Raw genomic sequence first — 13825 nt, 5'->3', positions numbered from 1 at the left:
CAGGTATCATGCGCGTGTATCCCGGTCTGCCGCGCTAAATGCGCAGACACCTTCATCATCAACGTTAATACCCACCAGGCTACCGACGGGCCAGCGTGTCAGCGCATGAAGACCGGACTGGCGTGCAAAGAGCGTGGCGCTACCCAGCGCAGGCACATCGAGATGCACATCGACATGATCGCCCTGAAAGACATGGGCAATCACCGTGGCGCTGAGCAGTGACTGCGGGCCCAGGGCGGCCAGTTGAATATTTTCCGGGCGAACAAAGACATCCAGGCGTTCGCCAATCGTGGCATGTACGCGATCCGCTGGCAGGCGAAGCACACTGCCGCCCAGTTCCAGCATCGCCACGCCATCGCGACCGGTGTAGCGGCCCGGCAGAATGTTCACATCACCCACAAACCCTGCAACAAAGGGATCCTGTGGACGACGATAAATCTCATCTGGCGTGCCTATCTGGCGAACATGCCCCGCAGACATCACCACCACGCGATCGCTCATGCTCAGCGCTTCGCCCTGATCGTGCGTCACGAAGACCGTGGTGACGCCAAGCTTGCGCTGAATGGCTTTCAACTCAACCTGCATCGACAGGCGCAGATTTTTATCCAGCGCGGAGAAAGGTTCATCAAGCAACAGGACTTTGGGGCGGATCACCAGCGCACGCGCCAGCGCCACACGCTGCTGCTGTCCACCCGAAAGCTCGCGTGGTTTGCGATGGCCGTAACCGGCAAGTTTTACCAGCGCCAGTGCCTGTTCAACACGTTCAGCGATTTCGGCTTTGGGTACGCCGCGCATGCGCAGACCGTAGCCCACGTTTTTTTCGACCGTCATATGCGGGAACAGGGCGTAGTTCTGAAACACAATGCCGATTTCACGCTGCCAGGGCGGGGTATCTGTCACCAGATCACCATCAATGAAAATTTCGCCGCCATCCGCGCCGGCGAAACCCGCCATCAGATTCAGCAGCGTGGTTTTGCCGCAGCCGGACGGGCCAAGCAGCGTGATAAATTCACCTTCTTCAATCATCAGGGAAATTTTGTGTAAGGCGATGGCGTCGCCAAAGCGTTTGAGTACGCCATCGAGCCGTACGGCAACGTGCCTGTTGCTCATGTCGGGTTGCAGCGTTGCGGGCTGCGGGAACGGGGTGACTTCTGCACTGACCATGTAATCTCCAGAAAGGGGCTATCAAATGCCTGAAACCAGCATACGGCTTAAACGCTGAAGACGCGGTTAGTGGTTCCCGAAGCTGGTGTTTGGAAAAGGTAAAGCAGAGATAACGCGAAGCAGAGGGATGCAGGGCGAGTCGGCGCACGCCCTGCAATCAAGGGAACCTCAGAGGGGATGATGCCGCGACAGTATCAGCTTTTTTGACACATCCAGGTCGCAAGACGGCGTAGCAGGGCGTCACAGGCGTTTAGCTGTTCGATGGTAATGAACTCATCCGGCTTATGGCCCTGCGCCATACTGCCTGGCCCGCATATCACGCTGGGAATACCGGACTGATGGAACAACCCGCCTTCGGTCCCGAAGGCGACGGTGCTGAATTTTTCCGATCCGGTGAGATGGGCGACCAGCCGTGCGGCGGCGCTTTGCGCGGCGGTGTACAAACCGGGGTAACTACTGATGGGATAAAAGCGGATCGCGGCGTCACGATTTACCGCGCGCATTGTGGGCAGGAGTTCGCGCTGTGCGTAACTTTCCAGCTCACGGGCCACCTCCTGCGCATCATCCTGCGGCAATGTTCGCACCTCAAAGTCAAAGGCACAGTCGGCGGGCACGATATTCAGCGCCCGGCCACCCTGGATAAGACCCGTTTGCACCGTGGTAAAAGGAGGATCAAAACGCGCATCATGATGCTCCGGCGCGGCCAGCCGCTGGCCGATTAGCGTCAGATGATGGATAAGTTTTGCGGCATATTCGATGGCATTAACACCCTGCGGCGCATAAGCCGAGTGGCAGGCGGCGCCCTGGACTTCACAGCGCACGCCGAGTTTGCCTTTGTGACCAAGAACCGGTTGCAGTTCAGTGGGTTCGCCAATCAGGCAGATAGCGGGCTTGTCCGCACGAGCGGAGAGCGCATCCAGCAATGTTCGTACCCCGAGGCACCCGACTTCCTCATCATACGAAATCGCCAGATGCAGCGGTTGCGCCAGCGGCTGCGCAAGAAAGTGGGGTATGGCGGCGAGAATGCAGGCAATAAAGCCTTTCATGTCCGCGGTGCCACGGCCATACAGTTTGCCATCGCGCTCCGTCAGGGCGAAGGGGGGGACGCTCCAGTTCTGCCCGTCAACGGGCACCACATCGCTGTGGCCCGATAGCATAACGCCACCGTGACCCGGTGGGCCAAGCCGCGCATACAGATTGGCTTTGCTGCCTTCGGCGTTGTGAATCAATTCGTAATCAACGCCGAGCCCGGTTAAATAGCGCCCGACAAATTCGATCAGCGCCAGATTAGATTCGCGGCTGGTGGTGTTAAACGCCACCAGTTGTTCCAGCATTTCACGGCTGGTCATCATCAGCTCTCCTTGCCGTTACTCATCGCCGGGTACGCCGTAACCCGGCGCGCTACGGGGATCGAGCGCCCGCGTTAAATAGTCCTGCATCTGGGGTTGATAAGCCTGCCAGAGTTTGCCGAGTTCATCGATGGGGGCGGCGTCAGCCCAGTCGACGCGCAAATCCACTATCGGCCAGACGTGAGAATCCACGATCGACAGCGCCGCCGAATGCAGCGGACCGGCTTCCCCGCCTGCGCGCAGGCCCGCGTGCATGGCGGCAATGAGCCTGTCAGCAAGATGGCCGGATTGCTGTTCGAACGCGTTTATCATCGCGACAATGACATTGGGATCCGCGAGCATGTTGCCCGCCGCCACGCAGTTCTCGCCGCTCAGGGCGTTGTTAACCCCCAGAGTTTTTTCACCGCTGTAGAAGGCGCTTTCACCCCCGGCGGTCAGCACGGTCACCTGCCGGTACAGAGAATAATCATCCGTGTCCAGGCCGCTTTTCAGCGCGGTTTCGGCACTCTCGCCCTGTTGTAATCTGTCAAGAATACGCGGCCCCAGCGCCGGTAAGGTGATGTTTTGGGTTGAGACCGCGCCAACCTTGCTGCGCAGCCAGGGGCAGCGTGCGCCCACCGCGATACTGGATGAGCTGATGGCAATGCCCAACTGGCCGGTTTGCGCGCAGCGACCAATAATCGATATCGTCATGATCTTATTCTCCCCCAGGGGTTTGCCATTCGTCCGGAATCACCGCGATAACATCGATTTCCATCAGCCACTGCGGCTGACCCAGCGCGGAAATAACCAGCCCGGTTGAGATGGGATACACCCCCTTTAGCCATTTGCCGACAACCTGGTAAACCGGCTCGCGATAGCGGGGGTCGATGATATAGGTGGTTGTTTTGACGATGTGCGACAGATCGCTGCCCGCCTCTTCCAGTAGCTGTTTTACGTTCTTCATCGCTTGCTCAGCCTGGGCTGCCGGGTCGCCAAGCCCCACCAGATTGCCGTCGAAATCGGTGCCAATCTGGCCGCGTACGTACACGGTATTGCCTGCACGAACGGCCTGGCAAAGATCGTTATCCAGTGACTGATTGGGGTAGGTGTCTTTGGTATTAAATTTGCGAATGCGGGTATGTGTGCTCATCGTTGCCTGCCAGTAAGTGGGTTCCCCGCAAGGTATACCCGCTCAGGCAAAACAAACAAAACAGCATAATCCGAGGCTTTAGTTTAGAAAATGCGAACACCCGTCCAGGCCTTGAGCGACGGGTGTCAGAGAGACTGTTTTCGTCACTTACTGCCCGCTATACCTGGTTGCGCTTCTGATGGGAATGAGCAAAGGCAGGATGCAAAGCACCAGTAGCGCGACAAGAATTAAGGTTTGTTGTACCCCCATCACATCGCCTGCCATACCGTAGATGACGGGCATCAGGGCGCCACACCCCAGTGACGCGGTATAGAAAATGGCAAACGCGCGGGTTTGCTGTTGCGGGCGGGATAGCTCGGCAACACTGCCATAGAGGATCGAGGAGGTGCCGTTCAGCGCCACACCCAGAGGAATCAACAGTAACCAGATGACGTGCAGCGGGGCATATGCCATCCCCAGCACGATAGCGGAGGTGATTATCTCACTGGCCGCGACGCTTTTGATGATACCAAGCCGGGTCGACAATATTCCGCAAACCAGCTTACCAAATGCTCCGCCAATAAAGATTAAGGTCAGTGCAAAGCCAATTTGCGTCGCCGATGCCCCGCGTGCGGCCATCAAAAAAGGCAGAAACGTCAACGTGCCCGTGCGCGTTGCGTTATCAATACTGCCGATCACGCATAACGCGGCGAAAGCCCTTCGACGCAAGGGGTCGGGAAGATTTAGCGCCTGTTGATGAGGCTGGCTGTGTGTCTCTTTGGCGGTGAGCGGCTTTGCCTGCGCGGCCTTGCTGCCAACCGGCAATAACAGGTACAGGCCCAGGGTGACGAGGAAGCCAAAGAGGGCAATCCACTGCAGGGCGCTTCCCCAGGAGATGACGAGCAGGCAGGCCGACAGCGTGCTGGGAATCACCCCTTTGCCGACATCGCCAAAGAAGTTATATGTGCTAAGCGCAATACGGGCCTGCTTCGCGGAATAATATTGCGTAATAAAACTGGATGATAAGGGATGCTGAACGCTGGCGCCCAGCCCACCGATGACAATCAGTACCATGAGCTGTATCAGCGTTGATGAGGTGCCGTAGAGGAGCAGCGCGACGGTCAAAAGCAGGGTGCCAGCCATTAAGACTTTGCGTTCGCCGTACTTTCGACCTAATTCCCCTGCGGGGATCTGAAAGGCTGACATCGCGCCGGAGAACAGCATTTTAAGCAGGCCTATCTGAGCCATGGAAAGCCCGAATTGCTGCTGCCAGATAGCAAAAAGGACATAGTGCAGGTCGGTGGCGCCGTCATGGAAAAGGTGAGCAAGACTGGTTGCCCCCAGGACTTTGCGGCTGTGTGACTTTTCGACGCTAACCGGATGCGTGTTATCGGGGGAACCGGACGTCAGGCTCATGCAATTGCTCCACGGTACAAAAGAGTATCTTTACATTAAATTTCCCTTGGCGAGAATATCGTTTGAAAGTTTATTTGCATAAGCATTCAGGGTTCTGCTCTGTTAGGGCGATTTTTTATTTTTTCGCCGCGTGTTCCGACTTTTTTGCTGATATCACAAGGGTTAAGATTCAGAACGGCTTAACAGGTTTGTATTCTGGCTTATTCACTATTTTAAATAGGGTTACTATATCAATTTAAATATTAACCAGTGTGTTACTTGAATTTTCTCGCGATAAGTTAACAGCCGCGATTCACTTATCGCATTTGTAATATTGCTCACGCAAACTTATTGCACATTCACCGTTTGTTGCGCAACTTGCAAGCGAGATGATTTGCCTGCTTTTTTGATGAAATTGAGAATCGATACAGTATGCGGGTACTTAACCAGGGGCATCAGGCGCCGGTTTCACAGCGCACTCTTGATATTGTTACGATGCATGTTCCTATTTTATTTTGCCTTTTCTGATGACATACTATGCGCAAATGTGATTGGACAGATTTCTGCATGCTCTGGTGTTTTTTAGTTGCAGGTATGGGTAAGCAACATGAAGAAAAAGAAATTATTAATATCACTGGTGGTCACGGTTGCTTTCCTTATCGCTTCAGTTTTATTGACATTCCAGATGTTCTCAGCGCGTACTCAGACTATAAATGAGCTTAATATAAATGTCATAAACTTAAGTCGCACGCTTGATACTTATTCGGAAGGCATTATTCGTCAAGGTGAGATGCTTATTAAAACCATTTCCAGCATGACAGAAATCTATGGGCTAAATCATCAGAATATCTCACGCATTCGAACACTCTTGTCGGAACAAACAATATTTCTTGAACAACTGAATAATATCGTCATTTACGATGAAAATGGAGGAGAGATCCTTGCCATGCGTGATATCCCGAAGGGAAGCAGAAATGGCGCAGACAGGTCCTTCTTTATCTATCATCGTAATAATCCCTCTAAAAATATCTTTATTGGTCCTCCTGTTGTCAGCAGAACAACGGGTAAGTGGGTTATTACCATCAGTAGAAGGCTGGAGGATGCTAATGCCCTGTTCAGAGGTGTGGTCGTTTTAACGCTGAACGTTGAAAATTTTCTGGAAACATATGGCAAATTAGATATTGGCAAAAATGGTTCTATCTCGCTGATTAGCGATTCAGGTACGCTTATGGTCCGCTTTCCGTTCAGTGAGGAATATATTGGAAAGGCGTTCTCTGATTCGCTTCTGTTCACCCATTATCTGAAAGAGAGTGACTCAGGAACGGCAACCGTGATCTCTCGTGTTGACCATATTGAACGTATTTTCGCTTTTCAGAAAAATAAGCGCTATGGGTTAGTCACAACGGTTGCGGTAAGTACAGATGAAGCCTTAAATTCATGGCGGCATCACGCTGAGATTCTGAGTGCGACCATTATATTCCTTGTTGGATGTGCTTGTTTTTCAGGCGGTTATGTTTTTAAAGAAATGAGCAGACGTGTGCAGCTTAATAAAGAACTTACAAATGCAAAAGAGTCATTGATGTCTGCTAATGCACAATTAAAAGAGATGGCTTCGGTTGACAGTTTAACAGGACTGGCTAATCGCCGGGAGTTTGATGATATTTTTCCTCAAACAATTTCGGAATGTGCGAAAAATAAAAAATCGATATCGCTTTTGCTGATCGATGTTGATTTTTTTAAAAATTACAATGATAAGTATGGCCATGTGGCCGGAGACGACTGTTTACGCAGTGTGGCGGCAATAATAAAAGCGAGTTTAACAGAGTTTAATGCTGTGACAGCCCGCTATGGCGGCGAAGAGTTTGTAGTTATCTTACCCGAAGCAGAGCCAGAATTAGCAAAGAGAATTGCCGGGTCGATTACGCGTAATATCATCAGCGAAAGAATAACCCATGAAGCCAGCCCCTTTGGGGTGGTGAGTGTCAGCATAGGTGTTTCACATGCACGCGCGACCGATCTGGACGATGACGGAACGTCACTCATTGAAAGTGCCGATACGGCACTTTATCGTGCGAAGTTTTCTGGCCGCAACCAGATTAGCATGGTCTGACAGCTTCTTACTGAACCAGCTCGCTTTCCTGGCTTGTTTTTAAAACCGTTGAATAAATGCTATCGAGCAAAGAGATTAACGGTTCGTGGTCATCGCAGGGTTAACCTGACTTCCGCTGTAATGCTTTTCCTTCACCCAAAGACGATACTGCCCGGGCGTGCGATGATAATGTTCGCGAAACGCGCGACAGAATGTTGACTGCTGTCGGTAACCCAGATGCATGGCAATATCGGTGATTGAGTGACGGGTATCGTGGAGTAAATCGCGGGCAATAACCATTTTTCGATAACGTATATATACGCCAGGAGTCATACCCGTTATTTTTTTAAATCCCCGCTGGAAATGCCAGGCAGAATAACCCGATTTTTGCGCCAGCACCTTGAGTGGCAAAGGCGTTGCAATATTGCACTCTATCCAGTCGATAATGTCCTTTATCGTTAATCTCATCAGGCATAATGCGCTTTCCTTTGTCATTTCAATACCCTTTTATTGGCAGCATCAGGGGAGCCACCGTCATATAGCAGCGTCCCCCGACAGAAATAATAATCGCTTTCTATGGGCCGGCTTAGGGTAAATCTTCGCGTGCCCGTTTATTGCATCAGCAGTCTTCGATAATCAAATAGACTGCGTTCAGCGGCCCGTGAACGCCAACGACTTTAATCAGTTCAATATCCGCCGTTGAACTTGGCCCGGCGATGAGATTGATGCAAGAGGGCAGTGTTTCGCCTGACTGCACCCGCTGGCGAAGGATCTCCGCCAGTTGCGTGACGCCAGCCAGTAACCGGCTCTTGTAGATAACAAACAATGTCGTCGGAGGAAGCAGGCTGATGGCACGCCCCTGCAAAGGAGAGGAAAAGAGCACGACGCCGCCTGTTTCACAAAGACCGTATTCGGCAAAGACCACACCGATATTTGCCGCAGCGGCGTTACGTAAGTTGTCTTCTCTTCCCGGCGAGGCCCAGCAGTGTGTCGGGAACGTCTTCTGTAAGTGCGCCGTAATGCCCGCGTTTACCAGCCGGGCATCGCCGCTTATCAGTACCGGACCGCCGCCATAATGTTTACAGAGACGTTCGGCAACCTGTGGCAGGGTGGCAAGGGAGGCCCGTTCGCAGTGAGCCTGCATGACCTGTGCGGCAAAGGCCATAAAACTGTCGCAAGGTTGCTGTGCTATCTTTTCCGCATAGCGGCTTCTTAGCGGCGCTGCATGCGTCGTGGGCAATGGCTGAGGGATGCGGCGCGGTTCACGGCCAAGCTGTCGGGCAATGTTTAGCATGAAGGCATCACGGTTTTCCATTATGCGTCCTCCCCATTTTTACGTTGCTTTTGATGCGTTTTGAACCAGCTTCGGAAACTTTCTCCATCAGCCTGTGGCAGATCCCGAGCTTCCGTCCATTTGCGGATAGCGGCGATGCTAAAAGGCATCTTCCCGTTGCGAATCATCAGTTGCGCGGCGCGTGCGCCCGCCACCATACCGACCTTCCACAGAGCGTGATGACGGTTAGCGTAATTGAACAGATGGACGGTCTGGCGTTCCATCGCGGGGGTCATTCCGTTTTCAACCAGCGTCCGGCGGTGCTCAAGAATTAAAGAAGACAAGGGGATACGAACCGGACAGACGTCATCGCAGGCCGTACATAACGAGCAGGCATAGGGCAGGTTTTTGAAATCCTTATAGCCACCGAGCAGCGGCGAGAGTACCGCGCCAACAGGGCCAGGATAAATGGAACCGTAGCCATGTCCGCCAATATGGCGGTAGGCAGGGCAGGTGTTCATGCAGGCGCCGCAGCGTATACAGCGCAAGATATCCTGAAAAGGCGAGCCCAGTACCTGCGAACGACCATTGTCGACAATCACCAGATGGAACGCCTCAGGCCCGTCGCTTTCTGCGTGACCACCGGGGCCCGTAAGCCAGGTGTTGTAGCCGGTCAGGCGGGCGCCCACGGCGCTGCGAGCCAGCATGGTCAGCATAATGTCCAGTTCTGCAAATGAGGGCACCACGCGCTCCATCCCCATCACGGCAATATGCGTTCGCGGTACGGTGGTGCAGAGCCGGGCATTACCTTCGTTGCTCACCAGGCTCAGCGTCCCGGTTTCCGCGACCGCAAAATTGCATCCGGTAATGCCGATATCGGCGGTGAGGAAATCTTCGCGGATCTTCTGGCGAATAAAGCGTGTCATCGCTTCCGGGGTTTCGGCGCCCTCGTAACCCAGTTTCTCCCGCAAGACGCGCTGAATTTGATGGCGGTCTTTATGTATGGCAGGAACAACCACATGGGAGGGGGCGTCGTTGGCCAGTTGCAGGATATACTCGCCCAGGTCGGTTTCGACGACCTCAATGCCTGCCGCCTCCAGCGCGGCATTCATGCCGATCTCTTCGGTCACCATCGACTTCGATTTCACGATTTTGCGGGCCTGCTTCTGCTGCGCAACCTGCAAAATGTAGCGGGTGGCATCTTCGCGCGTGTTGGCAAAAAAAACGGTGCCGCCATTCGCGGTTACTTTTTCACTGAGCTGATAGAGATACGCATCCAGATTTTCGAGAACATGGGCGCGAATATCCGCAGCGCGGGAACGCCAGTCGGGCCAGTTCTCAAGTTCGTCGATCATTTTCTGGCGATTAATGCCAATGCGATCCTGCGCGTTCGCGACCGCATGACGCATCACAGGATCGTCGATTTGCTGCTGTACCCGATCATAAAAGGGCAGGTTACTGGTTTTAAGAAACATAGGGATTCCTTAGCGGCTCATCAGCACATCGGCGATGTGCAGTACACGAACGTTGTGGCCTTCGCGCTGCAAGCGCCCGCCAATATTAATCAGGCAACTGGCATCTGCGCCGATCACATAATCCGGCCTGGCTTCCATAAGATGCGCCACTTTTTCCTTCACCATCTCCCCGGAGATTTCGGCCATCTTGACCGAGAAAGTTCCGCCGAAACCGCAACAGGTCTCCTGAGCGGCAAAAGGGATGATTTCCAGTTCGCGAACGCTACGTAACAGGGCCAGAGGTTCATCGCGTACGCCAAGCTTGCGAAACAGACTGCACGAAGGATGATAGACAGCCCGCCCCGGCAGGCGCGCACCAACGTCCGTGACGCCAAGCTGGTTTACGATAAACGAGGTCAGATCAACCATTCGACTGGCAACTTTCGCCGCGCGCATTGCCCAGTCTGGTTCATCCCTCAGCCAGTCCTGATAGTGGCGAATCGCGTTCATACACGACCCGGCGGGTGAAATAATGGGATCGTCGTTGTTCTCAAGGGCGGTAATCTGCGCTTTCATACCTGGCAACGCATCGGTAATGTAGCCGCTATTGATAGCCGGTTGACCGCAACATCCCTGATGTTCAGGAAACTGGATACGACAGCCCAGTTGCTCAAGCAACAGAACACTGTTTCGGGCCATCCGTGATTTAAGCGCGTCGCCAATGCAGGTGACAAAGAAATTAACGTTCATATTATTTTGCTTCCGGAAAATGTAATGACTCGCGTCTTTTTTCAATAAGACAGTCAGTGATGGTGTTGTTAGTCACCTTATTAAATTATGTATTTAGCGAGCCACGCGCAGCCCGCCGGAGACGCCACGGCTTAGTACCAGTTGCCAGAGTTGAATATTTCTGGCGCGAAATGCGCCCGCACAAGCGGTGAGATAATAGTTGAACATACGCTGAAATTTCAGGGAGTAGTTTCCTGATAATTGCGGCCAGGCCTTATTGAAGCGACTATGCCATGCCATCAGGGTCTTATCATAATCAGCGCCGAAATTATGTAAGTCTTCTATGACGAAATAAGGTTCACAGGCTTGCGCGACCTGTTTTACGGAGGGCAGACAACCATTAGGGAAGATATATTTATTGATCCAGGCATCAACGTTATATTGGGTTTTATTCGAACCGATGGAATGCAGTAAAAAAAGACCATCGGGTTTCAGGCAACGATCTACCGCCTTAAAATAGGTGGCGTAATTTTTCGGCCCTACGTGCTCGAACATGCCGACAGAAACGATACGATCGTACTGTTTATCCAGATCGCGGTAATCCTGGAGCAGGATGCGCACATCCTTTCCGGCACTGAGGCTCTCGGCGTAGGCTTTTTGCTCTGCGGAAATCGTAATGCCTTCCACACGCACGCCATAGTGGCGCGCCGCATACTCTGCTAAACCGCCCCAGCCGCAGCCAATATCCAGCATTGTCATGCCGGGTTTAAGCTGTAATTTTTCGCAAATCAGCGCCAGCTTGTTTTCCTGGGCGACAAATAACTCATCGGCCTCTTTCCAGTAGCCGCAGGAGTATTGCATGTGGGGATCGAGCATGCGGCTAAAGAGATCATTGCCCAGGTCGTAATGCACTTCGCCGACTTGCCAGGCGCGTTTGCGTGACTGTGGGTTAGCAAGGCGGGCAAACGCGATGCGCAGAAGATCGGATAAACGGGCGGGGCGTTGTTCGTCCAGGTGGGCGCGCAGCAATTTATCAAAAAAGATATCAAGCCGTTTGCAGTCCCACCAGCCTTCCATATAACTTTCGCCAAGACCGAGCGAACCCTGCTGTAAAACGCGTTTAAAAAAACGGGTATCGTGCACCCGGATATCCCAGGGTTCAGCGCCATTAATTTCAATTCCCGCCTGTGATAGCAGTTCTTGCACAATGCGCAGCCAGTGGTTTGGTTTGCTGATCACATCGACGGTACATTCATTAGCCATCATCTCTCCTTTAACGTAGCGTGCAGCCAGCCAGAAAATATCCCTGTCACGCCAGTCAATGTTTGCGAAAAGGCTTATCCCTCAGGCAGATGGCTGGTAAATTATTCATGACGGGTGAACCAGATTTATGACCGCTTCATTATTCAGTAAACCCGCCTTGTCTGCGCTGTGCTATCAAGACAAACTTCATCGAATAGAGGCCAGGTGCTTATGTGCTCTACGTTAGTGTTACCGCCGAGTCAGCCGGTGAACGGCCAGCCCGCCCCGGTGCTGATGGCATTGCCGCGCGCGGTTTACTTTCGCAGCTACCCCCTGATGGGCGATACGGGCGTGGACATGCATGAGCACCCCTTCGCTGAATTCCTCTATGCGCGCAACGGCAGTATGCGTGTGGAAATTGAAGGCAAGACGCTGGTGGTTCCCGTTCTCTATGGCGTGTGGATCCCGGCTCATGTGCCGCATCGTATTCTTGCCACGAGCGACGTGCTGCTTGAAAGTCTCTACGTTGAAGCCGATTTCGCCACCATCGCTTTCAGTGGCAGCAAAGTGGTGGTGGTCAGCGATTTCGTGCGTGAGTTTATTCACTACGCGACACAAAATGTGCCGGAGTTGTATGACGATAAAGGGGAGGATGGGCAACTTGTGCAAGTGCTGATTTCGTTACTCAGACGGTTGCCGGATGCCGGTCTGGCCATATCATGGCCGGGCTCACCTTTACTGATGAAGGTCTGCCGCCAGATCCAAAAAACACCGGGTGACGCGCACAGCATTGAGAAGTGGGCCTGCGATAGCGGCATGTCGGTGCGCACTTTTTCACGTCGCTTCAAAAAAGAGACCGGCGTGGCGTTCAGTGAATGGAAAAAACGCGTGCGCTTGCTGGAATCCGTTGTGATGCTCAAAAACAAGCGTAGCGTTACACAGGTTGCCCTTGATCTGGGCTATTCAAGCCCGGCCGCATTCACCTTTGCTTTTCGCGCCATGTTCGGCGTGCCGCCGACACGGTATTAGGTTGTTTCCTGGGTAAACCGTCTTCATTCAGATTGCCGTTGCCCTTGTGTTTAAGTCCCTCAGAGAGCAGGGCATAACCGCGCAGCGTTTACTTCTCACTCAGCATCGACAAAAAACGTTTCACCGTTCGCGAGCGTTCGAAACGTCGCCAGCACAGCGCGATCTCGGTATAGAGCGTCGGTGAGATAAGCGGATGATGAGTAACATTCGGCGGAGAAATGACCACCATTGACTGCGGCACCAGGGCAAAACCGCTGCCTGCGGACACCATGCTGATGGACGACGAAAGCTGTGAGCACTGTAGCGCGTTTTGCATATCAATCCCGCAACGTGCGCAGCACGAGTAAACGCGATCATATAAGCACGGGGCAATCTCCTGTGGGAACAAAACCACTGGCGTATCCCGGAGCTGCTCAAGCGACAGCGAACCGCTTGCTGCGAGAGGGTGATCGCGATGCAGTACCACCACCATTGGTTCCCGGTCCAGTATCTTTACTTCGAACGCTTTACTGCTCTCACAAGGCAGCCGGACGAATGCAATGTCCAGTTCCCCCTCCGCCAGCATCGTTGTAAGAGAGGACATGTTGGCTTCCAGTTGATGAATTTTCACCGCCATGTTCTGCAACTGAAAATGGCGAATAAGCGTGAAGATCATCGGATGAAAAGCGTCTGAACTGGTAATCCCGATCGACAGATTACCGTTGAGCCCACGAGCAATACCCCGAACTTTTTCGACTGCTATGTCGCTCAACGCCAGGATCTCACACGCGTCTTCATAGAAGGCTTTTCCCGCTTCGGTCAGCTCCACGCCACGCGTCAGGCGTCTGAACAGTGGTGTACCCACTTCCTCCTCAAGCCGCTTGATTTGCTGGCTCAGGGGAGGCTGCGAAATTCCCAGCGCTTTAGCCGCCTTAGTGAAATGTCTCTCGTGTGCAACCGTGACGAAATACCGCAGATAACGAAGTTCCATATCTAAAACGTCTCAAACCA

13 protein-coding genes are annotated in these 13825 nt (G+C 53.0%); 2 read left to right on the top strand and 11 right to left on the bottom strand.

The features are described from left to right. Nucleotides 1–6: 6 nt before the first annotated feature. The 5 genes from C5523_RS14935 to C5523_RS14915 form a co-directional block, all read right to left on the bottom strand. The gene (locus C5523_RS14935; protein WP_108701411.1) at nucleotides 7–1164 is read right to left on the bottom strand and encodes an ABC transporter ATP-binding protein; all 1158 of its coding nucleotides are present in this window, start codon (nucleotides 1162–1164) and stop codon (nucleotides 7–9) included. A gap of 194 nt (nucleotides 1165–1358) precedes the next feature. Beyond that, nucleotides 1359–2516, bottom strand: a complete 1158-nt coding sequence (gene argE / locus C5523_RS14930; protein WP_108701410.1) for an acetylornithine deacetylase — start codon at nucleotides 2514–2516, stop codon at nucleotides 1359–1361. Nucleotides 2517–2531: 15 nt separating this feature from the next. Beyond that, a complete protein-coding gene (locus C5523_RS14925; protein ID WP_039079256.1) occupies nucleotides 2532–3206 on the bottom strand; it encodes a DUF1028 domain-containing protein in 675 nt (224 codons plus the stop codon). A 4-nt stretch (nucleotides 3207–3210) separates the two neighbouring features. Then, on the bottom strand, nucleotides 3211–3645 hold the full coding sequence (locus C5523_RS14920) for a RidA family protein (protein WP_039079255.1): 435 nt from the start codon (nucleotides 3643–3645) through the stop codon (nucleotides 3211–3213). A 147-nt stretch (nucleotides 3646–3792) separates the two neighbouring features. After that, entirely contained in the window at nucleotides 3793–5040 is a 1248-nt protein-coding gene (locus tag C5523_RS14915; RefSeq protein ID WP_108701409.1) for an MFS transporter, read from the bottom strand. 586 nt (nucleotides 5041–5626) lie between these two features. Between C5523_RS14915 and C5523_RS14910 the strand changes: the two genes are divergently transcribed. After that, nucleotides 5627–7129, top strand: coding sequence for a sensor domain-containing diguanylate cyclase (locus C5523_RS14910; protein WP_108701408.1), 1503 nt, complete (start codon nucleotides 5627–5629; stop codon nucleotides 7127–7129). A 75-nt stretch (nucleotides 7130–7204) separates the two neighbouring features. Here C5523_RS14910 and C5523_RS14905 read toward each other — a convergent pair whose 3' ends face one another. From C5523_RS14905 to cfa, 5 genes are all read right to left on the bottom strand, one after another. Continuing rightward, the gene (locus tag C5523_RS14905) at nucleotides 7205–7603 is read right to left on the bottom strand and encodes a helix-turn-helix transcriptional regulator (protein ID WP_052249260.1); all 399 of its coding nucleotides are present in this window, start codon (nucleotides 7601–7603) and stop codon (nucleotides 7205–7207) included. A gap of 124 nt (nucleotides 7604–7727) precedes the next feature. Continuing rightward, nucleotides 7728–8423 (bottom strand): lactate utilization protein C, encoded by a 696-nt coding sequence (locus C5523_RS14900; protein WP_108701407.1) that lies wholly within the window; start codon nucleotides 8421–8423, stop codon nucleotides 7728–7730. After that, entirely contained in the window at nucleotides 8423–9856 is a 1434-nt protein-coding gene (locus tag C5523_RS14895; RefSeq protein ID WP_108701406.1) for a LutB/LldF family L-lactate oxidation iron-sulfur protein, read from the bottom strand. Before C5523_RS14895 ends, C5523_RS14900 begins: the two co-directional genes overlap by 1 nt. A 9-nt stretch (nucleotides 9857–9865) precedes the next feature. After that, the gene (locus tag C5523_RS14890; RefSeq protein WP_108701405.1) at nucleotides 9866–10585 is read right to left on the bottom strand and encodes a (Fe-S)-binding protein; all 720 of its coding nucleotides are present in this window, start codon (nucleotides 10583–10585) and stop codon (nucleotides 9866–9868) included. Between the two features lie 93 nt (nucleotides 10586–10678). Next, a complete protein-coding gene (gene cfa, locus C5523_RS14885) occupies nucleotides 10679–11827 on the bottom strand; it encodes a cyclopropane fatty acyl phospholipid synthase (RefSeq protein ID WP_108701404.1) in 1149 nt (382 codons plus the stop codon). Between the two features lie 210 nt (nucleotides 11828–12037). Between cfa and C5523_RS14880 the strand changes: the two genes are divergently transcribed. Next, entirely contained in the window at nucleotides 12038–12835 is a 798-nt protein-coding gene (locus C5523_RS14880; RefSeq protein ID WP_039079249.1) for an AraC family transcriptional regulator, read from the top strand. Nucleotides 12836–12923: 88 nt separating this feature from the next. Here C5523_RS14880 and C5523_RS14875 read toward each other — a convergent pair whose 3' ends face one another. Then, entirely contained in the window at nucleotides 12924–13805 is an 882-nt protein-coding gene (locus tag C5523_RS14875) for a LysR family transcriptional regulator (protein ID WP_039079248.1), read from the bottom strand. Nucleotides 13806–13825 lie beyond the last annotated feature (20 nt).

The organism is Phytobacter sp. SCO41 (genome assembly GCF_003073275.1).
Taxonomy (GTDB): Bacteria; Pseudomonadota; Gammaproteobacteria; order Enterobacterales; family Enterobacteriaceae; genus Phytobacter; species Phytobacter diazotrophicus.
This window is presented reverse-complemented; position numbering and strand designations above follow the sequence as displayed.